This is a genomic window from Nocardia sp. NPDC004654 (genome assembly GCF_040609595.1).
Classification (GTDB): domain Bacteria; phylum Actinomycetota; class Actinomycetes; order Mycobacteriales; family Mycobacteriaceae; genus Nocardia.
The window spans coordinates 55,724-79,011 of record NZ_JBEXKI010000005.1 but is presented as its reverse complement, the minus strand read 5'-3'; the positions used below and the strand labels follow the sequence as shown (position 1 = coordinate 79,011).

Sequence of the window (23,288 nt, the reverse complement as noted above, 5' to 3'; positions counted from 1 at the left end):
CAGCGGCGCGAGGTCCGTCTGGTCCGAGGCCTACGACCGGCGGTAGTATGGCCCGGTGCGTAAACCGGCGGAGGGATCGGCGCGGCTGCGCGGTGCCTTCGTCGGATCGGCATCGGGGGCTGTCAGTATCGCCGCGCACGCGCTCGGCGGTGGCGTGGTCGCACTGGAGCAGCCGTCGGTCGCCCTGCTGATCGGGGCCTGCGCGGCCGTGGGCGTGCTCGTGGGCTCGCTTCGAATGCGCGCCGGGTTCGTCGAAATCATGGGACTGCTGGCGATCGGCCAGGCCGTCGGGCATACCGCCCTGACCGTGTCTCCGGGTCATCACCATGGATCACACGCGACCACGATGATGCTGTTCGCCCACCTCGCGGCGATTCCGGTGGGGGCGATGCTGATTCGCAGCGCCGAGGCGGCGTTGGCGAAGGCGGCGTCCAGTGTGCGGGGCATCGTGCGCGTGTTGGGGACCGTACCGGTACCCGCGCTCGCGCCGATCGTTCGGATAGCGCCACGCGCTGGCGCGAACCCTCGCAGGCTGCTTCTCAGTTCGGGTATCGGGACCCGGGGGCCACCGGCTCACCGGTAGACCCACACCGCCACCGAGCAGTCAGCGGCTCGGAACATCCGTCGAGCGCCTGGGCTTTCGCCGTCGTGTCCGCCTCGGACGTCGATAGGTGTCGGCTCTCCGAGACGTGTCGCACGGGGTCACCACGCCGAGATATGACACCGGCGGATAGATCCGGCACGCCTGAACATGCTGTGAGAGCGATCCCGTCCGCCCAACTGCGACACAGTGCGCCGCGCTCGGAGTGCGCGACTTTCGCACCATCCATCTGTAAACCCCTGCGCGACAACGCGAAGCGCCGTGGGAACCAGATGGCGTTCTGCCGCGCGAACACGACGCCGGACCGGTGGCGGTCCCTCACACACATCCCGAATCCGAACGGAGCTTTTCCATGTCCCCCATCACCCGAACCTCCCGCGTCATACGCGGCGCCGTCGCGCTCGCCGCCACGCCCCTGCTGCTGGTCGCCTGCTCGTCCAACGACAGCACGCCCGCCTCGGCGCGCGCCGCCGACGCGATCACCATCCAGGACCAGTGGATCAAGGCCGCCGACAGCGGGATGTCCGCCGCGTTCGGCGAGCTGACCAACACCGGCGACAAGGCGCTGACCGTCGTGTCCGCGACCAGTCCCGCCTCCGAACGCGTCGAGCTGCACGAGGTGGTGGCCGACGCCGCGGGCGCCAAGACGATGCGCCCGAAGAAGGGCGGGTTCGTCATCCCCGCGGGCGGCTCGCTCGCGCTGGCGCCGGGCGCCGACCACATCATGTTCATGGGCTTGAACGGTCCGCTGCGCACCGGTTCCGAAACCCCGGTCACGCTGTCCTTCGACGACGGTTCGACCATGACCTTCACCGCGCAGGTGCGTGACTTCCCCGGCAACCAGGAGAACTACGTGCCCGACGGCGACCATCACGCGGGCGCGCCCGCCCCGGCCCCCGCGCCCGGTGCCTGAGCCGATCAGATCCCGGGGCTTCACCCGCAGGCGCCTCCTCGGCGGGGGCGCCGCCGCGGCGGGCGCCGTCGGGCTCGGGGCGGGCGCGATCGCACTCACCGGCCGCGACACCGGCGCGCACACCGCACCGGCCAGCGAACCGTTCTACGGCCCGCACCAGGCCGGAATCGCGACCGCGCCGCAAACGCACGCCGCGTTCGTCGGATTCGATCTGCGTCCCGGTCTCGACCGCGACGACATCGCGGGCATCCTGAAGATCTGGACCGGCGACGCCGCCCGCCTCACCCAGGGCGCCGCGGCGCTGGCCGACACCGAACCCGAGCTGGCGGCCCGGCCGGCGCGGCTCACGGTGACGGCCGGACTGGGGCCGGCTGTGTTCACCGCCGCCGGTCTCGAGCACCGCAGGCCCGCCTGGCTGCGGCCGTTGCCGCCGTTTGTCATCGACCGGCTGGAACCCGCGTGGAGCGACGGGGATCTGCTGCTGCAGGTCTGCGCGGACGAGGCCACCACCGTCGCGCACGCGGTGCGGGTACTGTGCCGCAGCGTCACCTCGCTGCTCACGGTGCGCTGGGTGCAGCGCGGCTTCCGCGACGCGGCGCCCGGCCAGACCCCGCGCAACCTGATGGGCCAGGTCGACGGCACGGTCAACATCCCCGCCGGTACGCCGGACTTCGACCGGCTGGTCTGGGACGACGGCGCCGCCCAGCCGTGGCTCGCCGGCGGCACCTCACTGGTGCTGCGCCGGATCGCCATGACGCTGGACACCTGGGACGAAATCGACCCGGAGGGAAGGGAACTCACCGTCGGGCGCAAGCTCGGCAACGGCGCCCCGCTCACCGGCAGCCGCGAATTCGACGAACCGGATTTCGCGGCCGTCGACGCGCACGGCATTCCGGTGATCCCGCCGTCGGCGCACATCGCCCGCGCCCGCCACACCCACGACGGCGAACGGTTCCTGCGCCGCGGCTACAACTACGACGACGCCCCCGCCGCCGGCCAGACCTCCAACTCGGGGCTGCTGTTCGCCGCCTATCAACGCGACGTCGACGCCCAGTACCTGCCGGTGCAGCAGCGGCTGGCGGATGTCGACGCGCTGAACGTCTGGACGACGCCGATCGGATCGTCGGTCTTCGTGATCCCGCCCGGCGTGCCGGAACCCGGCGGCTACCTCGGCCAGACGCTGTTCGAGTCGTGAGACGGTCCGGGGCTGTTTGCGGCCCCGGACCTCCACCCGCTCAGCTCCAGAGCACGGCCACGAAGACGTTCACGATGCCGAGACCACCGGCCGCGTGCGTCATCCACGGCACATCCTTGCCCCGCTTGGCATCGGCGCGACTCACCTCGGCGAACCCGGCGACCAGCACGGAGATCACCAGCTTGACGCCGATCTTCATCATGTTCAGATCCTTGTCCAGCGAACCGATCGACTCGGCCATCCCGACCAGCACGATCCCGGTGATGAGCTGCGCCCGCGCACCCCACACCATCACCTCGTTCACCTTCGGCTGCCCGGCGGCGTACCCGCCGATCACCGCGGCCATACCGAGTAAGTGCGTGACGACCACGACGTTGTAGACGAATTCCAGCACGCTCACGTTGCGAACTCCTGACGGTTTGGGCGTTAGAAGACCGTTTTACTCCGTCGATCGCGGAAGGCACCAATCGTGGCGATTCCACACCAGGAGGCCGGTTTGTCTGAGACAGATGGGCGCACAATGGTTTCGCTGCACCAGCCAACCGAAGCGGACTATCCGCGGTCCGGTGCTTTTCGCGGACGAGTCGTCGCGCCACCCCTGCCGCCGCTGATCGAACGGCGTCCGCCGGTGGGCATAGCGGCGATGTGCGTGCGCGGCCGTCTCTCGAACGCGGTCATCCCACAAGAGCAATCAACCACTACGCCACCATCTCTGGACGCGACCCCGATCTCGACATCCTGCTACTGCGCCTCCACACCGAAACCGCCTGCCGCCGCGGCGGAGCGCTGACCCTGCGCCCCATGGACCTCAACCCGGCACACCGCCTCATCCGCTTACGGGAAAACGCAACACCGAACGCTGGCAACCGGTTTCCCCCTCACTGATGAACGCCTTGTCCCATCACGCCTCCGAACGCGGCACCACCGGCAGCGCCCAACCCCTGCGATCCGCCCACCGACCCCGATCGCTGAGGGCCGCTACCAAGCGTTGTTCCACCGCCTCAGCAAACACATCCCGGAAATCGAAACCATGGGACTCAGCATCCACTGGCTCCGCCACACCACCCAAGTAAGTACTTCAGCAATGCTCGCCGACAGCATGCATACCGACGACGTCAGAAAGAAGCCAGCGTTCCAGGGAGCCAAAGATACCCGCCCGCCAGGTAACGCATCCAAAGGCGCCACCCACAGGAGTCCCACTCTCTAAGTTGAACAACAACCCTGCGCACAAAGGAAAACGATGACCACCCGAACAGCACTGCTGCTCGTCGGCCTCGCCGTCTTTGGCGTCGCCCTCCTCACCACCAACTGGCACCCCATACGCGCCGTCGCCTACCTTGCCGGCTGGGCGCTCGTCGCCATCCTGCTGATCTGGAACGACCGGCGCAACCGCGCGCGGCAGCGGGAGAACACACATGCCTAGGCAAGGACCGCGCCGCACGAATGTCGGAATCCGGCTGCTGGATGAACAGATCGAACAGCTCGACTGGCACGCGAACGAGGAAGGATTGGTAACGAAGGCTGGTGATCCGAACCGCTCCGAACTGATCCGCATCTACCTCGCATTCGCCCGCGAGCACATGCCGACCGGATGGCGGCCAGACGGATGGGAGTACCGGGGCTAACCGGCCGAGATGCCCCCCAGCCCGCGCTGACCGGCCTGGCCGGTCACTACCGGTGAGCGCTGAGATTCGTTCGATCGGGCGCTATCGAGGTGATCCTGGTCCGCGCTAATTCGACGTTGTCAGATCGCAGACCAGTTGGGGCTCTCGCATCGCTGCGACAAGTACGCGTTTGGTCATTGCCCGTACAAAAGATGCAGGTTAACGGCTGTACCCAGCGACTGGCCCGCTGGCTGATGCTGCCCGAACCACTTCAGCGTGGCCGCGGTCGAGCCTCCGTGAGCGACTGCGCTGCGGTAGGTGTATAGGAGCGCGATGACCTTCTGTGGTGAGCACTTGAACAATTCGAGGCCGATCTTGCGATGGTCGGGCAGACGGTGCTCGAGCAGGATGAGGTTCCGGGTCAATTTTGTGAGGCTGTCGTTCCGGTCTTCGGGTGTCGGCTTCGATATTTAGCTATAGTGCTAATATGCAAACATGACCGAGTTCGACCCTGAAGAGGAAGCCGGCGTGTTCCGCGCCCTGGCCGACTCGACGCGCCGGCAGATCCTGGAGGATCTCCGCTCCGGCGAGTTGACCGCGGGTGAGATCGCCGCGAAGTTTCCGATCAGCGGTCCTTCGATCTCCCGGCATCTGGGCGTACTCAAGGCAGCCGGGCTCGTCCGAGAGCGACGAGTAGCCAATCGGATCTTCTACTCGCTTGTCGAGGAACGACTGGCGTTATGTGTCGGCAGGTTCCTGAGCGCGATCTGCCCGGAACAGGTCATCGTCAGACAGCGCAGGCTGCGAACCACGAGATAAAGGAATGCCGGATGAAACCTCCGCGGATGTCCAGCGTCGTCGAGCGACGTCTTCTGGTGAACTACCGCGTCGCCCCTGAGGTCGCCGCGAGCTTGGTGCCGTCGCCGATGCGCCCTCAATTGGTTGACGGTTGGGCGGTTGCCGGCATCTGCCTGATCCGCCTCGGACAGTTACGGCCCAGTTGGCTACCCGGCTGGGTCGGGATGCGCAGCGAGAACGCGGCGCACCGCATCGCGGTTGAGTGGGATGGTCCGGAGGGACTCTCGACCGGTGTGTACATCCCGCGCCGCGACAGCGGTTCGGCGATCAATGTCCTTGCCGGTGGCCGATTGTTTCCTGGTGAGCACAGTTTGGCGCGATTCGACGTGCGGGAGACGGCGCAGGACCTGCATGTGGCCTTCACCAGTCAGGACAAGACGATCTCCGTGAGCGTGGACGTCCGGACCGCCGAGCGGTTCCAGGGAAGCGAACTGTTCGCCGATCTGGCGCAGGCATCGGACTTCTTTCAGCGTGGCGCGGCCGGATTCTCGCCCACGCATAGCGGTCAATGCCTTGATGGGCTCGAACTCCAAACGGACGCATGGCAAGTCGAGCCGGTCGATATCCACTCGGTTCGGTCCACGGTCTTCGACGACCAGGACCGGTTCCCGCCAGGCAGCGCGGTGCTCGACTGCGCCTTGCTGATGCGCGAAGTGCCCGTGACCTGGCGTCCCCTTCCACCCCTGCGAGTCGCTGCTGACTCCGCGACCGCAGGGAATAGCGCACGCTAGGAATAGCACCCCTCCACCAGTTGTCAAGCACGTCAACCGCAGATGCCTGGAAATCTCGCGCGACGCCGACGGCAACGCCTACCGATGGAGAATCCACGGCCGCGCGTTCAAAGGCGAACGCACCCACCAAGGAGTCCCGGCCACCTGGGCCGTTGGCGAGCCAGCCGCCCGCGCCGTTGTTGTCCTCGAACAACTCCAGCCCGACGACACCGACATCTTGTTCCAGACCTGCCCTACGGCGTCGGCTGGGCCGAGGAACACGGCGGCCGCGCATTGAACACCGGCACCACCAACAATTGGTTGAACCGATTCGTCCGCTGGGTCGACAACTGCCGCACCACCCACCACCGCACCGACACCATCCCCGACATCGACGGCAGCCCCTTTCGGCTGAAGACCAGCCAATTCCGCCGCACTCTGGCCTGGTTCATCGCCCGCCGCCCGGGCGGCGCCATCGCCGGTGCAGTCGCCTTCCGACACCACGCGATTCAAATGTTCGAAGGCTACGCCGGGACCAGCGACTCCGGCATCCGCGCCGAAGTCGAAAGCGAACAAGCCCTCGCACGCGGCGAACAACTCGTCGAACTCGCCGACACCTACGAGCACACCGACACCCTCGGACCAGCCGGCGCCGAGGCCGCCATCGGGTCCATCTCCGGACGAGCTTCTGCCCGGTGACATCCCGGCCCTCGCCGAGTAGAACCTCGGAGTGGTTCGGCACACCTCGATGGGGCCTCGGAAGAGACTGTGGCCGTTTCGAGCCGCGCGATATGCGGCATGCGCGGATAGTCGACAGCAGTCGTCCCAACTGTACGTTCGGGGCCACGTAGGTAACGGGCACGCGAGAATGAGTGCGCCCACAGATCTACGGCCGAAAACAGGAAGAGCATGAACGCCACCGCGATCGTCGGAGTCCTGACCGCAATCATCGCCGCATCCGTGGCGCTGATCGGTTATGTCATCAATCAGATGACGGCGCGGCGGGAGCGTCGAGCCAAGGCCTACGCCGAAGCCTTACGCACAATCCGTCAGTACCAGGAAATTCCGTACAGGGTTGTGCGACGACTCGATTCGAGCGCGGAGACCCGGACAAGGCTGGACGATCAACACGGCGAGATCATGAGCAGCATCGGTTTTCACCTCGGTTGGCTCAGGCTCGAATCTCCTGATACCGCAGCCGCTTACGAGGCGCTCTGGGAGCGATGTCGAACTTTCGGTGGCGTCTACCGCAAGTGGGCGTGGCGGCAACCCCTCGTCTCCACGGACGCCCAGATGGCGGTCACGCTGCCCTTCCAGTTCGATATCAAGCCCGAACTGGATATCTGCGTTCAGGCGATGCGTGCCGACACTCACTTCTTCGGATGGCGCGCTCGGCGCGCCGTCCGACAACGCGCAACAGCCTTGGCTGAACGGAGGGCTGCTGAACCGCCTCCGGACTTCACCACTCTCGAAACGTGGTCGCTGCCTACGTAGCTGCCGCTGTACCACAGTCGGGCTCGCTGTCGGCGGTCCCGTGATGACCGTTTCGAACCGCGCGCCACGCGGCATTTCCGGACATGGGACGCCCTGCCGCCCAACCAATCGGAACGATTGACTGACCAACGCCCGCCATGCGGCATGTGCGGACGCAGTGCGACGGTGTCCTACTAGAGCGTTGTCCTGTCCGACCCGCTATGTGACACCCACGGCTTGGCCGACGAGGCAGTCGGCGATTCGGCCAGGACTCCGGAGTCCGGCAGCCCCGCGTAGTCGGGCAGTTCGACCCCATTGATCGCGCGCTCGACCAGCTCGGCGAACCACTCTCCGGTGAAATCGGGGCCCGGCTCTGCATCGGACCCGGGGATGTCGCGGCTGCGGGCGTTCAATTGGGCGATCTCCTGATTGGCCTCGACGAATGAGCGCATCCGATCCTCATAGCGGGCGAAACCGATCTCTGGATTCCACTCGGCAGCAGCCAGCTCGCCGGCCAGCACGTAGGCGCCGACCAAGGCCAGCCCAGTGCCCTGGCCCGACATCGGGGAGGAGCTGAACGCCGCATCGCCGAGCAGCCCCACCCGCCCACGCGACCACCGATCCATCACGACCTGAGCGACTTGGTCGAGATAGAAGTCCGGGGTGTGGTCCAGATGCGCGAGAATGCGCGGGGTCAACCAGCCCAGGCCGTCCATCCGCTCACGCAGCAGCCGCTTCTGGGCCTCGATATCGCGGTAAGCGACATCGACGTCGGCCGCCGGGAAGGAGAACATGGCCATCGCCCGGGTGGCGTCCTGTATCGGGCGCAGTCCAGCCGAGCGCCCGGACTCCTGGTACTCGATCAGCCATTTGTCGAGCCCGAACTCGTTGGGCACGCTGAAGAAGGCCAGCACGTGCCCGAGGTGGCGGACGAACTGCTCGTGCGGCCCGAAAACCATTGCGCGCAGCGCCGAATGCAGCCCGTCGGCTCCGACCACCAGCTCGAAACGCCGCCGGTTACCGCTGTCGAAGACCACCTCGACCCCGTCCGCGTCCTGGGAGAGCTCGGCGATCCGGTCGCCGAAGACATATTCGACATCGTCACGGGTGTCCTCGTAGAGCACCTGCGACAGGTCACCGCGCAGGATCTCGATCTCCGCGATGAATCCGTCGCCGCCGTCGTCGTCCACGCGGAAGCTCTCCAGCACGTTCCCGTCCGCGTCCACGGTGTGCGCGCCGATGGTCTGGGTGCAGGCCGCGCGTATCGCCGGGTCCAGCCCCATCCGCCGGATGACTTCCTTGGTCACTCCGCGCGCGTCCACGGCCTGACCACCGGGACGCAGTTCGGCGGCCCGCTCCACCACGGTCGCCACGGCTCCCCGCCGGTGCAACCAGTGGGCCAGCGCGGGCCCCGCAATGCTCGCACCCGCCACCAACACTCTGGTACCGCTCACTGCGCCTCCCACTTACCCCGCCGAATCACTGTCCGGGTCGATAGTTTCTGTTCCGACCCACCGCTGTCGGTGTATCCAGAGGTAGCGACGACGGATCCGCCAGGAATTCATCGGTGCACCCGAGACCCGTGTCCTTGTTCCTGTGAACACCCTGAGCCCACACCGCATAGCGCGCTTAGTCGACCTTTGATCGCGACCGGAGACGCCGTGGGACGTGCCCGAACCGTATGGGCATCTACCCATAATCCCGAGGGCGCGCTATGCACCACCGAGCGACATGGACGGCACCGTGCGTGTCGAGCAACCGTTCGGCGCGGCCTGCCCCGCCAGACGGTCATCGATCCAGCGCAGGACCGCGGGTGTCGCAGTGATTGCGAGACTGACGTGCTCGCTCAATTGGTACCGCGTATAGGTGATCTGCGCCCCCGCTGCGCACCACTGTGCCACCGCCTGGTCGGCTGGCGCGATGTCGAGGATCTCGTCGTGCACGGCGTTGTAGAGGAACAGCGGCGCGGTCGGTACCACGTTGCCGAAGTCCACGTCGGCAAACGACTCCTGTACCTGCTCGAACAGCTGCGAAAAAGGGATCGTCAGGTAGTCGTCCATGCGCAGGAACGCGTGCTGAGCCACGTTCGGCGCCACGCATTTGCTGTCACCCGCGGCCATCAGAGCTTGCCCGGCAGGGGTCAGATATTTGTTGAAAACCGCCGCCAGATGTGGATCGGCGCGCATCATGCCCGGCAGGAGCGACGGCAGGAAACCGGAGAACGGACCGGAAACGAGCGACTCCAGGTAGGGGCCGACGGGTACTGTCCAACCACCCATGGCAACACCGACCAGTCGTATTTCGGGAGCGTAGGCCGGTTGAACCTGCGCGACCCACCCGGTAGCGATCGCCCCGCCGGAGTAGCCCGTCACAACAACCGGAGTATCGATGCCGGACAGGCCGAGTGGCGTGAAACCCTCGGCGGCGCGCACTCCGTCGAGCACGGCGTAACCCGGCTGTTTCGGGGAGAACACAGCCCCTAGCGGCCCCTCCCAGTCGGGTACGGAAATCGCATGACCGGACGACAACATCTGGTCGATCTGTACGAGATCCAGGGAGGAGTCGTACTTGTCGGGCGCTCCTTGCCGGAGCACGAACGAGGGAGCACACTGTGGGGCCGAGGCATCTTCGGCAACCTGGTAGCTGATCAATCCCTTGACGTGCCCGGTTCGTGGGCGCAGCACCGTCGTCACGGTCGCCATGGGTTGCCCGGCGGTATCGGTCGTTCGATACAGCAACTGCCAGGCGTCGGCGTCCTGCGCCTGTGGCCCTAGCGAGGCCACCTCGACGGGTCGCGAATTCAGGATGGTGCCCGGCGCCTCCGAGCTCCAGCCCGATGGCGGGGTATAGAACGGGTCGTTCTGCGGAGTTGGCAGCGGATCCGCACTACCGACCGCCATGGGAGTACCGGTAAAGCACAACACGACCGAAACTGCGATCAGAACCGAACGCAATTGACCGCGCTTGACCACTGAATACGTTGCACCCCAGGTTGATACGGCGCTGCCCACGCTTCCGACTTCCCTCCCTGGTGGGGACCGACTCCCGGCGAATCCCCCTGATGGATGTCAGAGTACATCTCCCGATCATGATGAATACCCGAACCGGAGACGAAGATCGCGCCGGTCGCGGCTGCCGCCCACGCCGACAGGTGACCGCACTCGAACGCGCGAGCCGCGAAGCCGGTCGAACGTCCCGCGTTCCGATCCGGTGGTTGAACTGGCGGGTTCTTCCTTCGGAATCGACCTGGTGGCTAGCCGGTGGCGACGTCGACGGCGATCGTGAGAACCTGGCTACCCGTGCCGGCTCCGAGGTCTCACGAGCGTGGTCACCGCCGTCGCGGGCGCGGCAGCAAGCGGCTCATGATGATCGAGTCCCATAGTTCGCCGTTGCGGCGTCGGTAGTGTGCGCGCAGCGTGCCTTCGACCTCGAATCCCGCGCGGTGGTACAGGTCGATCGCGGGTTGGTTGTGCGGCCAGACCTGCAGGGTGACCTTGTGCGCGTTGTTGTTTCCGCACCAGTCGATCAGCTGCTCCAGCAATGCGGTCCCGATACCTTGGCCTCTGTGGCTGGAGGCGACCATCATGGTGATCGACGCGACATCGGTCGCTACAGAATGCGCGGTGCCCGTGGCCACGATCCCGGCGGATGAATGCTCGGCAACGAGAAGCCCTTTGGTGGTGGAGACGAGGTTACGCAAACGGACTGACACGTCGTCTTCATCGATCGGGGGTTCCGGTCCGATCCACTTGCCTTCGGCGGCGACATCGACATGCAACTGGACGCAGGCGGGGATGTCCTCGACTCGGCCGTGGCGGACCTTCACGTCGGTGTTGTGGCGTTGTCGGCTCTGTTTCGTCGGCGCAAGCAGTCGGCGGATCACGTGTTGGTCGACCAAGGCGGCCTCGAGGCTGCGTGCGACGACCTCGTCCCCGACCGGCGACAGGTGCAGGCCGTCGGCCATCCACGGACTGTGCGCGGCTGACGAGTCGTCGGGGCGTTTACCCAGAAGTGCGGCGGCTGTGACGAATTTGCCCCAACAGTCCACGAACACAGCTCCGGCGTCTCGGGCCGCGTCACGGGCAGCGAGGTTGTACGCGCACAGGTCGCGGTTCATTGCCGCTGCCTGCGGGCCGATGTGCGTGGCGACCGGTGGGGAGGATAGACAGACAACGACCCGGGAGCGGGCGGTGAGGTGGCCGAGCGCGGCTCGGTAGTTGCGGGTGAACTCCTGCAGGTCCACACCCTCGGCGAGGCGAGCCTGGTGACGTCGCAAGACGTCGTTGGTGCCGCACTCGAACAGCGCGATGTCTTGGTCGACATCGGCAGTCTCGATGGCTTCCAGCAACTCGCGCGAGGTGGCGCCGCCGCGGCCGTGATTGTGGAAGACCATGGCGACATCGGGAAGCCGTGCGGTCAAGCTGGTGCTCAGCCGCTCGATGAACCCGCCGTTGCGCCATCGGTCGACCGTTACCGTCGAGCCTGGCGCCGGCAGGTCGGTGACGTCGGCCAAGCGGTGTGACTCACCCACGAGGTGCTCGGTGTGGCTGGTGCCCCAGCACCGCACCACCAGTGTTTGAGACGATTCGACGCGACCACCCGGGCCGTCCACGGTGGCGGTAGGCAGCTCATCGGGCTGGAGGCGATCGGGGTCCGCCCCGGCTGATGGTGTGGTCGAGGCGGTGATGTCGGCGAAGATCATCTCGGCGATGTCGGCGCAGCCTTGGGTGGCGTCCATGCGGGCTTCGTCGACGAAGTGCAGCGGATCCCAGCCGCGGTACCAGTCCCGCATCTCGTCGCGACCGAACGACGACGACTGGGGTCGGGTCGCGTGCCGCCGCAACGTCTCTTCGAACGACAAGTCGAAGGCGTAGAACCGCGAGACGGCTGCATTGGCCGCCAATCGATCGAGCATGTCGCCGTAGCGGCGCTGCGAGAAAATCCCCTCCAGCACGACAACCAGCCCACGAGCCAGGCACAGCGAGGCGATCTCTCCGATCAACTCGATATTGAATCCGTCGTGAACATCGCTCTCCCGCAGGAACTCTCGGCGCACGACATCCTGCGAAATGACCACACACCGCCCCCGATCGAACCGCCGCTGCAATGTCCTGGCCACAGTCGTCTTGCCGGAGCCGGAGCTGCCGCGAATGACCACCAACCGGCCCGCAGGCTCGGCTGGCAGCGACGCACGAATCCGCGCCGCGAGGTCGGCCATTTCGGTCTCGGTGTAGTCGAGGATGCCGTGGACCGGATCGACCGCGTGCAGCTGCTGATGGTCGTAGGGCGTGTTGGCCGGGAGCGGAGCGACGTGCCAGTGAACATGGGCATTGCCCTGCACGGAGCCCAGCGACATCACATAGGTTCGCTCGGGGCCGGTCACCGCAGCAACCGCGCGTGCCACCTTGTGCACGGCCGACTGCAGTCGAAGATACTCGTGTGGGGTCAGGTCGGCGACCACATCTTCGACGTGGCGCCGAGGCACCACGAGAACGTAGCCGAACAAGGTGGGGTACTTGTTCAAGAACGCCACGTGCTCGCCGTCGTCGTAGACCATGTGGTGCTCGTAGCCGGGTTTGCCTTCCAGAAAGGCGCATACGAAGCAGTCCTCCGATCGCACCCGCTGTTCATAGGCGGCCAGGTCCATCGCCACACGCCGACCGCCGACGTCGGTCGATGTGACCGGCTCTGTCGCTGCGGGTTTGACCGAAATCAGATGGTAGAAGCGGGCTGTCTCGACGTAGGGGTATCGGTCGGCCAGCAGGTTCTCCAGCTGCAGGAGTTTCGCGAAGAACTCCGAGTCGTGCTTGATCCCGTCGTCGCGGATCAAGTCGCACACCGCGCGCACCCCGTATCGGACCGGACGTTGCAGACCGGCCGCTACCATCTCCGCAGCCAGGTCGGTCGCGGTCACCCCGTCGATCTCGGCCTGATAGGTGACCGATGCCCGCCTGGTCGTGTTCAGCAGCCGCATCGCCTCCTCGAGTGCTCCGCGCCGCACCGCAGCAGTCAGCGGGTCGCTGAGCGGGTTCGGTGCCAGCACCGACAGCAGGCCGCCGGGGCGCAGCACCGACACCATTGCCTCGAGGACGGCACCTCGATCAGGTACATACTGAATCACGTTGTGGCACAGCACCACATCAATCGACCCACACTCCGCGACAGTAAGCACGTCGGATGCCTCCGCCAACCGGGTGTCGATCAGGTCCCCGAAGCCCTGCGCCTCGGCCAAGCCCACGGCCTCAGCCAGCGACGCCGACGAGGTATCCACGATGGTCACGTGATGGCCCAGCGCCGCCAGACGCACAGCGTCGAGTCCATTCCCTCCACCGACATCGAGCACTGTCAACGGCCGAGTCGGCAGATGGCGGACAAGGTTGGCATACACCTGCTCATACCGCAGCCGACCCCACGGGGTGGCCTGATAGCTGCGGAACGCGTCCAAGTGTCGATCGAATGCCGAGGCCATAACACCCCTTCCTACGCGAAATCCGCGCCCGCCGAAGCAAGAACGGATGACCGGTCATCGCCGACCGCCCCGGACGGACTCGATGTGGGTCGGTGTCGGGACGTGCCCGAATTCCCCGCGGACGCAGTCGGGTCGGTGACGAAAACGGCGTAGTGCTCGTCGCTGTAGCGGTACTCGCGGGGCGAGCTCGACACCCAAACCACCACACTCAACCAACTCCTCGAAACGCAACCCACACGACCGACCGGCGAACTGCACCTCCTCGACCAACTCCCCGCCACACCATCGATCTCGCTGCCGCCAGTTCGCACGTGCCGACCCGCAGGTCGAGCAGCCCTGCGATTGCCTGAAGTGGGCAGAAACTCGAATTAGGTAGCTGGCTACTCGCGCGATTTTTGTCGCGGCACGCAATTGTCAACGGCGAAGAGATTGCCACCCAGCGCGCTGAGTGGCGAAGCTGGGCCCTGAGGATGGCGGCCGAAAATGAGCAGCATGAAACGTGGGGGCTGCGATTGCGGGGGGCGGACCGAGGTTCCAACACGAAGTTGCGGCCGAGCATCGACGGATCGAGCGACGCGTGATGTGAGGTATGAACCCGATGGCAACCCCGAGGGCTGGTTCGGCCGCTGCACGGATGCCGGCGACCGGAAATCCAAGCGACATTACCGTGTTTCCTTTGCGACCATGACCGGGTGACCGCATCAACGATCTTCGACGGCGACTTCGAAGCGCACCTCACAGTGCGCGGCGCCGATGCTGAAAAGCTCGAACAGTACGCCGCCGCAACTGGTTCGAAGTTCGTGCACATCGTGCTCGCGCGCGGTCGCGTGACCGAACAGCCCATGCTCACCATCCGGGAGTCCGGCCCCTTCGTCGCGGTGCGGGATTCGGTCGTGGCGTCGCGGAACCGGCTGTGGCGGCGGGTTTTCCGGTGGTCCGCACCAAGATCGAGGCCGCACCGTCGGCCGCGGGGGTACCCGCCACCGACACCGAGGCCGTCGCACTGGGCGAAAGCTACTACTTCGAGCATCACATCAAGCTGCTACTCGACTCCGGCGCCGACACGAGCGCCTTGGCCCGCCTCGCCGGGGTGCACGCAGCGCATTTGTCGGTGAATGCCCGGCGTGTCCGCACCGACGGCCGTGTCGAGCGCTTCGTGACCCAGCGGTGCCGTCTGGTGGGTGATCCCGTCGCCGCAGCCCGTTGTGCCGCCCTGACGGCCGCACTGGAGGCGGAGAAGCACCGAATACTCTCGGCGGAAAGAGAATTCGTCGTGTACGACAGTGACGAGTCCATCGATTCCGGATGGATCGACGAGAACGAGGAGCACTCGTGACCACCGAGGCGGACCGCTCGTGGAAGGGGTTGGGCAGCGGGGGGTGGCCGGCGGACGCGGTCGTGCCACACGATCCTCCGACGGAGCAGGCCAGGCCGAAGCTGGGTCTGCCACCGACCCTGCGACCGGTCCAGGCTGATGGCGTGCGCCAGACGCCGGTGTTCGACCCCGCCGCCAAGCCACATTTCGCGGCCATGCGCCTGACGGATCCCAGGTTCGACGACCCGCGGATCGCGACGGCCTGGTTCGCCGCACGCCGCGCCGCGCTGGACACCGTGCTGGCTGCCGTCGCCGCTTCCCCGTGGGCTCGGGATCTCATGCTGAACGGCAGCGCACTGCTCCGCGCCTGGCTCGGGGAGCAGGCGCGCGAGCCCGGCGACCTGGATTTCGTTGTGCTGCCGCGGGACTGGGAGTTCAACAGCGACCGGACCGACCAGCTGCTGACGGACGTCGCCACCCGGGTCGCGGCCGCGACCGAGGCCCCCGACAGCCCGATCCACGCCCGGGCGGAAGACGCCGTCGAGGACGACATCTGGACCTACGATCGGGTGCCCGGCCGCCGCCTCGTGCTGCCGTGGTCCGCGACTGACTCCGGGATCCCCGGAGGCACAGTGCAACTGGACTTCGTGTTCGACGACGCGCTGCCGCAGGCCCCGCGGTGGACCGATATCCCGCGACTGGGCACCCCTGGCCCGCCCGCGACGCTGCTCGCCGCCACCCCCGACCTCGCCCTGGCCTGGAAGCTGCTGTGGATCTGCACCGATGCGTTCCCCCAGGGCAAGGATCTGTACGACGCCGTGCTGCTGGCCGAACACCGCGCTCCCGACGCGGACCTGCTGTGCACCGTGGTCCCGAACCTGTCCTTGTGCGGCTTGTTCGAGCACGGGACCAACACCGAATGGGACGAGTTCGCCAAGGACCGCCCCGACCTCGCCGGCCAAGAGGAGATCTTCGCGTGGCGCCTCGTGATCGCCCTCGACCCGGTCGCGGCGGCCGGCTTCACCGACTGGCACAAGCGCTGGTCCGAGTCCCTCCGCTCGACCGCGAAGACGATCACAGACTGCCTCTCGGATCCGGCGTCCTTCGACGACGAACTCGCACGCCATCCCTGGCACACGACCATGGAACAGCTTCTCGTCCTCCAAGAGAAGCACGACTGCTCGCTGACCGAGGCCGCGGACCGGCTCGCCGCCGCGCGCCGATGCAGCTCCGACCGTTCAGCCGCCGCGAGGATGGACCCGCACGTCATCGCCGCGACGTTGCAGCGCTGGCACCGCGCCGAGGTGCCGGAGCCGCACGATGGCCGCTCCCCAGCGGCAACCGATCGGACGTAGGCCTCTTCTCGCGGTCACCGGGCCCGTCGCCGTTGCCCGCGGAGCGCTATTTGCGACGATGGTGCTGTGTCGCAATCGGTGAACACCAGGGGTGGTAAGCAAGCGCCGGCGTTGACGCCGCGCGGGGAACGAACTCGAGCCAGATTGGTCGAGGTCGCCGAGCTCGTCTTCTCGCGACTCGGGTACGTGGAGACACGGGTCGCCGATATCGTCGCGGAAGCCGGGGTCGCGCACGGGACCTTCTATGTCTATTTCGAGTCGAAGGAAGCGATCTTCCACGCGGTGGTGCTCAATCTCATCAGCGATATGCGCGCCAAGGTGCGCTCGCGGCTCGGCGCCCAGCCCGGGACCGCCGTCGAGGCGATCGAATCGGCGGTGCGCGCCTACGTCCTCGCCTTCCGCGATCACCAACGCCTGATGCTCATGTGGGGTGAGGTCGCCGGCCTCAACCCCGACATCGAGGAGCTTCGCCAAGCCGAGATCGATCTGTTCATCGACCGGGCCGAGAAGATGATCATCCGGCTACAGGACAACCGCCTGGCCGCCCTCGACATCGACGCCAATTACGCGGCGACGGCGCTGTGCGGCATGGTGCGTGAATTCTGTTACCAGTGGGCCAAGGCCGATGTCGATATCGACGCCGACGCGGCCGCGGCGACCCTGTCCACCCTGTGGGTGCGTGGCATCGGTGTCGTCCACCGTGCGCCGCCGGTGTGATCGCGTCGAGGAGTTCTCATCGCGTCGATTCACGCAATGATTCCCGATCGATGGCCCGTTTGAGGATCTTGCCCGTGGCACCCTTGGGTAAGGCATCGGTGAACCGAATGATGCGCGGAATCTTGTATGCCGAAAGGCGTTCCCGAGTCCATCGGGAGACCTCGTCGGCGTCCAGCGCCGAGCCAGATGTGGTGACGACGACCGCGGCGATCTCCTCACCGTAATGAGCATCCGGCACCCCGACGACCGCGGCCTCGACGACGTCGGGGTGCTCATAGAGAACCTCCTCGACCTCGCCCGGATAGACGTTGTAGCCGCCTCGGATGATCAGATCCTTGACGCGGTCGACGATGCGCAGATCACTGTCGCCGTCGAATTCGCCGAGATCCCCGGTGCGGAACCAGCCGTCCGCGGACAGCACGTCGGCGGTCGCCTCGGGCCTGCGCCAATATCCCTTCATCACGGTGTCTCCCTGGATGAATACCTCGCCGACCTGGCCCGGCGGGCACACATTCGAATCCTGATCGCGCACCTCGACCCGCAGCCGGGGGACAGCGCGTCCGGTGTATCCGATCTTCGCCCCGCGATCGAGATCGTTGAACGTACCGAACCCGGCGGTCTCGGTGAGCCCGTAGCCCTCGAGGATCGTGCAGCCGAACTTCTTCTCGAAGTCGCGGGCGATCTCACCGGGCAGTGATGCGCCACCGGAGATCGCGACGCGCAACTGTTCGAAATCGGCGCGATCTGCGGCATCGGCCGCGTGCAGCATGGCATTCCACATTGTCGGCACCCCCGCGACGATGGTCAGCCGGTCGCGCCGCAGCATCGCGAGCATGGCGACCGGATCGAAACGGGCCAGCAGCGACAGCGACCCTCCGGCGGTGAAACACGGCATCATCACCGCGGACTGTCCGAAAACATGGAACAGCGGCAACCCGGTCCCGGTGCGATCGGCCTCGGTGCCGCGACCGACCAGCGCTCCGATCTCCCCGCCCGCGAGCAGGTTCCCGACGGTCAACTGAGCGCCCTTGGGCCGCCCGGTGGTACCGGAGGTGTACAGAATGGCAGCGGTGTCCCCCGGATCACGGTCGGCACATCCGGCCGGTTCCGCGGCCAGCTGCGCGCCGGGCGCCAACAACCACAACGGAATACCCCAGCGCTCGGCGGCCTCGGCCACCGCGGGCCCGAGGCCGTGCCAAACGACGGCAAGCGCACAGTCGGCATCGGTGAGGAAATACTCGATCTCGGCGCGAGTCGACATCGTGTTCACCGGCACGACGACGCCCCCGGCGATCTGGATACCCAGGTAGGCCACGACGAATTCCGGCACCGACGGCGCGGCCAGCAGCACCCGGTCGCCCGCACGCAGGCCCGCTGCCGCCAACGCTCCGGCGAACCGTGAACTCGACCTGTCCAATTGCCGATAGCTCCACTCGATTCGCTCGGACCGCAACGCGACACTGTCGGGAGCCCTTTCGGCATGGCGGCGAACAGGATCGAAGACGTTGACCATAGTGGGATTCCTTCGAAATCGAATGTGACCGGGACCGGAGCGGAAGCGCGAGCTGGTTGGCCGACGAGTGGTCCACGGTCGCTGACCGTGGACCACTCGTGAACGCTGTGCAGGCCGGATCGCTACTTCACCGGGAACGGCTCGTTGATGGTGGTGAAGTACTGGATCACCGCTGCCGTCGCGACCGGGGCGCCGACGAAGAGGGCGCCGGTGAGGGCGCCGACGGGCGCCAGCGCCCCCGCGCCGATGAGGCAACCGACGACCGGACCCGCGCCGAACATCATCGCGAGCGGGCTTGTCGCCGCGGCCAGCGTGGCTCCGCCGACGAGGCAGCCGATCACTCCGGCGCCGACCGCTCCGACCATGCCGCCCACCACACCGGCGACCGTGATCGTGGAGGCCATTCGGGAGAACGCGGCGACCTCGCGGTCGTACGGCGTCTTCCACGGGGCCTGGTCCTGGAACGGCAGTGCCACCGGTTTCGTCTCGGCGCGAGCGGGGTCCAGCGACGGCGTCAAGCGCGCGGTGCGCCCGTCGATCTGCGCGTCGATGGGAAAGGCGACGTTGTTGACGTTGAACTCGAGTGGCACGCCGGCAAGCACCGTGCCGTCGTCCGCGCGGATCTGGAACCTGCCCTTGTCGACGATCAACTGGCCGGCGTCGACGCTGATCACCGCCGTGTTCCCGTCCTGGTAGGCGGTGTAGTTGACGCCGGGTGTGATGTCCACGCTCAAGGGCTCGGCGTGGACGGTGCCTGCGCACACCGTCAGAGCGGCGGCGCCGATAGCGGCGGACACGACGGACTTACGAACTTTCATGAATCTACTTTCGGATCGATATCTGGATGGGTTGGCGGTCGCTGTTTCGATGACGCGGGCGACGGATTCGGCGACGGCCGCGGGCTCGTCGCTGCGCGCTACGCCCGAATTGGTTCAGGCGTAGAGCTGTTCGCCGGGGACGGCGTCAGGATCCGCGCGGACCTCGGCGGGATTGGTTTCCCGCAGTAGCCAAGCGCTGAAGACGGTGACCAAGCCCATCAGCGCCAAATACACGGAGACGAGCGTGGTCCCACCCGTATTGGCGATCAGCGCCGTCATGATGAACGGCGTGCCGCCGCTGACGGTGATCGCGGCCAGCTGATAGGCCAGGGACGCGCCCGAGTAGCGCAGCCGAGGTTCGAACAGCTCGCCGAGGAAAGCCGCCAGCGGACCATAGGTCAACGATTGCAAGATCGTGCCGACGGCGATGGCGATGAAGAACATCGGCAATTTCCCGGTGTCGACCAGCAGGAAGTACGGGAAGGCCCAGGCCGCGAGACCGATTCCGCCGATGAGGATGAGCGGTCTGCGCCCGACCCGGTCGGATCGGTGGCCCGACCAGAGAATCACCGCGCAGCCGAACAGGGAGGCGACCAGCGAGACGGTCAAGATGTCGTTGCGCTTCATGCCGAGCTCGTGGGTGCCGTAACTGAGCACGCCGGCGATGCTGATGTAGAAGGCGGTGTTGGTGGCGGCGAGCAGGCCGCACCCGAGCAAGATCTTGCGCCAGTGCAACCGGATCGCCTCCGACAGCGGGGCTTGGGCGACCCGGTCGGGGCGCGCTTCGGCCACTTCCTGTTGAAGTTCACGGAACTCCGGGGAGTCCTCGACCTTGGTCTGGATGTAGAGCACAACCGGGAAAAGCAATGCGCTGCACCAGAACGGCACCCGCCAGCCCCAGCTCAGGAACGCGTCCGCGGAGAGCGCCGAGGTCGCGACCAGGAATACCAGATTGCCGAGGACCACCCCGAGCGGAACACCCATCTGCCCGAAAGTCCCGGCGAATCCCCGTCTTTTCGGGCTCGCGGATTCGGTGAGCAGCAACACGATGCCGCCCCACTGGCCACCGCAGGCGATGCCCTGCACGAATCGCAACGCGACCAACAGGATCGGCGCGGCGACACCGATCGCGTTCGTGCTCGGCAGACAGCCGATGAGGAAGGTCGCCAAGCCCATGCCGAGCAGGCAGGTGACGACGGCGGGCTTGCGTCCGTACTTGTCGCCGAAGTGCCCGGCCAGCACGCCGCCGAGCGGCCGGGCCACGAAACCCGCCCAGAACGTGCTGAACGACAGCAACGTACCCATCAGCGCGGAGCTGTCCGGGAAGAACACGTGGGGGAACACCAGCGCGGCGGCGGTTCCGTAAAGGAAGAAGTCGTACCACTCGATGGAGCTGCCGATCAGACCGGCGGCGAGGAGTTTGCGATGGGCTCGCCCGCGTTCCGCGGCCGGCGCGAGGGAGGTTTCGCCGGTGCCGGCTGGTTCCAGTGGTGGTGCGGTCATGCGCGTACTCCTGGTCGAGATGTGTCCACTGATCGAGATCGAGTGGAGTAGAACTTGACGCCAAGTTCAGTTTGGTGGGAACAGTGTGGAGCAGTGGAGAAGTAATGTCAATCACACTTTTCTAGATCGACGCATCGGCCCATGTTCGAGCGTCGAACGCCCGTAAACACCGACGACCGAGACATATGTCCAGTTCAGAGGCATAGACACCGACGCTGACGCGCTGCCTTATCAAACCAAGCCTGCCTGCGCAAGCCCTCGAGCCATCCCACTGGCCGATCAGGCCTGGACACCCAGCGAATCGGCGGGAGATTCGCCCGCGAAATCGGACTCGGTGTCAGTTGCGTCCGGGCGCGGCAGGATCAGGAACCGCTCCCCTACCGACGGCTGTCGGCACCACCTTCGCGACATCGGCCGCTCGCGCCGTTGGCCGCCGCCCGAACCGCGCGCCCGGAGCTTTTCACATCCGGGCGCGGCACGAGCGCAAACGCCACCCGTCCGGAAGTGCAATGCGCGCCAATCCTTTTGGATACATACACAACGAACTGTGCAGCGATGGAGCCTATGTCGCATCATTGGGCCGACGACGCAGCCATCGGCCTATGGGAGTTCTCCATGCAGCCCAGTCACCCCACCGCGCAGAGCTCACCCGCTGACAACTCGCCGGTGCCACCGCTTTTCGCCGACTACTCACTGCCGAAGAAGGTGTGGGAGGTCTTGGGAGGCCCTGCCGTCGGTGGCGTGATTTGTGGTGTGGCGTTGCTGGTGAACCTTTGGGCCTACATCGCCGCGATCGTGCTCGTCGTCCTCGCCGGACTTCCCGCAGGCGCCCAGCACCGAACCTTGCCGGGCGCGCTGATCCGCGCATGCGCGGCCGGGATCGTGTGGGCGGTCGCCATGCTGCTCGTCAGCGGCATCGGCGACCCGACGCTGACCCTGCCGCCTTTCGGCGTGTTCATCACCTTGTTCGTCCTTGTGCCAACCGCCCTGAGCGCGACGATCTCGTGGTACTTCGGCCGCCGAGCGAGCCGCCGAGCGAGCTGAATTCGGATCGACCGACGGCGTGCACGACGAGTTCGCGACTGGCCTGCTGGAGTGTTTCACCACCCGAGTCGCCTGCTGAGCCAGTTGGCCGTGACTTGCGCTGAGTGGGCCTGGTACCGGCGGAGCCAGGGTGATCGCGGTGGCGCGGGCTCGCGGCTTTTCATAGCCCAGTAGCCCGCAAGGGAGCACAGGAATGCCGATACCGCGGCGGGATCGACGCCGCTGGTCGTTGGATGCGTGGCGAGGAGCTCGTCGACATCGATTCCGTGCGCGACGATGTGCGGAGTGAGCGCGACGAGATCGATCCACGCGGCGCCGCGGCAGGGCCACGCCCAGTCGAGGACCATGACGCTGCCGTCCGGTTGTAGCAGCATGTTGTCCGGGCGAAGGTCGGTGTGCAACAACGTTTCACCTGCGGCGTGGTCGGTCCAAGTCGATTCCAGCTCGGCCAGCTCGTCCAGGTTGCGCCGTGACCAGCCATCCAAATCGGCAGGAGGCTCGTGCTCCGCGAATCTCCTCCAGCCCTGTAGCTGCCGTCCGTAGTGCTGGACGATTGTCGGCAGATCAGGCAACGGGCTGGGCGTGAGCATGATCGCCAGCCGCTCGATCGTGGCCAGCACCGCTGCCAGCTCAGCTCGTCGATCGAGCCGGGGGTGTCGGCCAGGAACGTAGTCGAAAACCGCGACCAGCCAACCTCGGGTATCCAGGGTGAACCGCAGCGCCGGTGTGGGGACCGTTGGCGGCAATCGGGCGGCGGTTTCGAGTTCGGTCCGGTACATCACGGCGAGGCTGTCATCGGTGCTGATCGCCTTCGCGAAGAAGTTCTGACCGTCACGCAATTCGAGCCGGGCTGCCAAGCCGTGGCTGAACCCGCCCGCCTGGGTGGTGGCTGCGCGAACCTGAGATCCCAACCGGTGCTCGACCTCGGCGCGCACGGTGCCGGGGAGTTCGTCCCATCGAATCCGGTTCACGCTGTTGTCATCCCCGTCCATGTGACCATCGTGGTGCGGGGCGCTTTCCAGTGCCAGTTCTTTTGTAGCCACAGATTCGCCAGACACACGCAGGATGCGCCGGTTCTTCGCACCCTGGCCGCTTAAGCTATCTGCGCCGCCATGTGCGACAAATACGCGAGGCCAGAAAGCACTAAGAGGTACACGTCCAGGAGGTGCGGAATGCCGGAAGCCGGTCGTTGGCGGTCTC

At 66.3% G+C, this 23,288-nt stretch carries 21 protein-coding genes; 12 read left to right on the top strand and 9 right to left on the bottom strand.

The genetic code is table 11. The features are described from left to right. Nucleotides 1-55: 55 nt before the first annotated feature. The 3 genes from ABZV58_RS17835 (at nt 56) to ABZV58_RS17825 (ending at nt 2,709) form a co-directional block, all read left to right on the top strand. Complete coding sequence (locus tag ABZV58_RS17835) at nt 56-583, top strand: hypothetical protein (protein ID WP_355001228.1); 528 nt, start codon at nt 56-58, stop codon at nt 581-583. Nucleotides 584-953: 370 nt separating this feature from the next. Further along, on the top strand, nt 954-1,514 hold the full coding sequence (locus tag ABZV58_RS17830; RefSeq protein ID WP_355001227.1) for a copper chaperone PCu(A)C: 561 nt from the start codon (nt 954-956) through the stop codon (nt 1,512-1,514). Next, nucleotides 1,507-2,709, top strand: a complete 1,203-nt coding sequence (locus ABZV58_RS17825) for a Dyp-type peroxidase (RefSeq protein ID WP_355001226.1) — start codon at nt 1,507-1,509, stop codon at nt 2,707-2,709. The genes ABZV58_RS17830 and ABZV58_RS17825 overlap by 8 nt, the downstream gene beginning before the upstream one ends. 40 nt (nt 2,710-2,749) lie before the next feature. On the opposite strand, the gene ABZV58_RS17820 is transcribed toward ABZV58_RS17825, so the two are convergent. Then, nucleotides 2,750-3,100, bottom strand: a complete 351-nt coding sequence (locus ABZV58_RS17820; protein ID WP_355001698.1) for a hypothetical protein — start codon at nt 3,098-3,100, stop codon at nt 2,750-2,752. Nucleotides 3,101-3,949: 849 nt separating this feature from the next. Here ABZV58_RS17820 and ABZV58_RS17815 point away from each other — a divergent pair. After that, nucleotides 3,950-4,132 (top strand): hypothetical protein, encoded by a 183-nt coding sequence (locus tag ABZV58_RS17815; RefSeq protein WP_355001225.1) that lies wholly within the window; start codon nt 3,950-3,952, stop codon nt 4,130-4,132. Between the two features lie 375 nt (nt 4,133-4,507). On the opposite strand, the gene ABZV58_RS17810 is transcribed toward ABZV58_RS17815, so the two are convergent. Further along, nucleotides 4,508-4,738 (bottom strand): hypothetical protein, encoded by a 231-nt coding sequence (locus ABZV58_RS17810; protein ID WP_355001224.1) that lies wholly within the window; start codon nt 4,736-4,738, stop codon nt 4,508-4,510. 70 nt (nt 4,739-4,808) lie between these two features. On the opposite strand from ABZV58_RS17810, the gene ABZV58_RS17805 reads away from it, so the two are divergent. From ABZV58_RS17805 to ABZV58_RS17790, 4 genes are all read left to right on the top strand, one after another. Next, complete coding sequence (locus ABZV58_RS17805; protein WP_355001223.1) at nt 4,809-5,132, top strand: metalloregulator ArsR/SmtB family transcription factor; 324 nt, start codon at nt 4,809-4,811, stop codon at nt 5,130-5,132. A gap of 26 nt (nt 5,133-5,158) precedes the next feature. Next, nucleotides 5,159-5,902, top strand: coding sequence for a DUF2071 domain-containing protein (locus tag ABZV58_RS17800; RefSeq protein WP_355001222.1), 744 nt, complete (start codon nt 5,159-5,161; stop codon nt 5,900-5,902). Nucleotides 5,903-6,202: 300 nt separating this feature from the next. Further along, complete coding sequence (locus ABZV58_RS17795; protein WP_355001221.1) at nt 6,203-6,580, top strand: hypothetical protein; 378 nt, start codon at nt 6,203-6,205, stop codon at nt 6,578-6,580. 210 nt (nt 6,581-6,790) lie between these two features. Next, nucleotides 6,791-7,375, top strand: coding sequence for a hypothetical protein (locus tag ABZV58_RS17790; RefSeq protein WP_355001220.1), 585 nt, complete (start codon nt 6,791-6,793; stop codon nt 7,373-7,375). Between the two features lie 173 nt (nt 7,376-7,548). Here ABZV58_RS17790 and ABZV58_RS17785 read toward each other — a convergent pair whose 3' ends face one another. From ABZV58_RS17785 to ABZV58_RS17775, 3 genes are all read right to left on the bottom strand, one after another. Further along, the gene (locus tag ABZV58_RS17785) at nt 7,549-8,808 is read right to left on the bottom strand and encodes an FAD-dependent monooxygenase (protein ID WP_355001219.1); all 1,260 of its coding nucleotides are present in this window, start codon (nt 8,806-8,808) and stop codon (nt 7,549-7,551) included. A gap of 258 nt (nt 8,809-9,066) precedes the next feature. After that, nucleotides 9,067-10,365, bottom strand: a complete 1,299-nt coding sequence (locus ABZV58_RS17780) for a lipase family protein (RefSeq protein WP_355001218.1) — start codon at nt 10,363-10,365, stop codon at nt 9,067-9,069. 317 nt (nt 10,366-10,682) lie between these two features. Continuing rightward, nucleotides 10,683-13,799: a GNAT family N-acetyltransferase gene (locus ABZV58_RS17775; RefSeq protein WP_355001217.1), complete on the bottom strand. Its 3,117-nt coding sequence runs from the start codon at nt 13,797-13,799 to the stop codon at nt 10,683-10,685. 937 nt (nt 13,800-14,736) lie between these two features. Here ABZV58_RS17775 and ABZV58_RS17770 point away from each other — a divergent pair. From ABZV58_RS17770 to ABZV58_RS17760, 3 genes are all read left to right on the top strand, one after another. Next, nucleotides 14,737-15,159: a hypothetical protein gene (locus tag ABZV58_RS17770; RefSeq protein WP_355001216.1), complete on the top strand. Its 423-nt coding sequence runs from the start codon at nt 14,737-14,739 to the stop codon at nt 15,157-15,159. Then, entirely contained in the window at nt 15,156-16,493 is a 1,338-nt protein-coding gene (locus ABZV58_RS17765; RefSeq protein WP_355001215.1) for a nucleotidyl transferase AbiEii/AbiGii toxin family protein, read from the top strand. Before ABZV58_RS17770 ends, ABZV58_RS17765 begins: the two co-directional genes overlap by 4 nt. A 66-nt stretch (nt 16,494-16,559) precedes the next feature. Beyond that, a complete protein-coding gene (locus tag ABZV58_RS17760) occupies nt 16,560-17,210 on the top strand; it encodes a TetR/AcrR family transcriptional regulator (protein WP_355001214.1) in 651 nt (216 codons plus the stop codon). Between the two features lie 16 nt (nt 17,211-17,226). On the opposite strand, the gene ABZV58_RS17755 is transcribed toward ABZV58_RS17760, so the two are convergent. The 3 genes from ABZV58_RS17755 to ABZV58_RS17745 form a co-directional block, all read right to left on the bottom strand. After that, complete coding sequence (locus ABZV58_RS17755; protein ID WP_355001213.1) at nt 17,227-18,723, bottom strand: AMP-binding protein; 1,497 nt, start codon at nt 18,721-18,723, stop codon at nt 17,227-17,229. 122 nt (nt 18,724-18,845) lie between these two features. Further along, entirely contained in the window at nt 18,846-19,541 is a 696-nt protein-coding gene (locus tag ABZV58_RS17750; RefSeq protein WP_355001212.1) for a hypothetical protein, read from the bottom strand. Between the two features lie 114 nt (nt 19,542-19,655). Further along, nucleotides 19,656-21,044, bottom strand: coding sequence for an MFS transporter (locus ABZV58_RS17745; protein ID WP_355001211.1), 1,389 nt, complete (start codon nt 21,042-21,044; stop codon nt 19,656-19,658). 564 nt (nt 21,045-21,608) lie between these two features. Here ABZV58_RS17745 and ABZV58_RS17740 point away from each other — a divergent pair. Then, on the top strand, nt 21,609-22,088 hold the full coding sequence (locus ABZV58_RS17740; RefSeq protein WP_355001210.1) for a hypothetical protein: 480 nt from the start codon (nt 21,609-21,611) through the stop codon (nt 22,086-22,088). A 56-nt stretch (nt 22,089-22,144) separates the two neighbouring features. Here the strand turns inward: ABZV58_RS17740 and ABZV58_RS17735 are convergent, their stop codons facing one another. Continuing rightward, entirely contained in the window at nt 22,145-23,080 is a 936-nt protein-coding gene (locus ABZV58_RS17735; protein ID WP_355001209.1) for a phosphotransferase, read from the bottom strand. Nucleotides 23,081-23,288 lie beyond the last annotated feature (208 nt).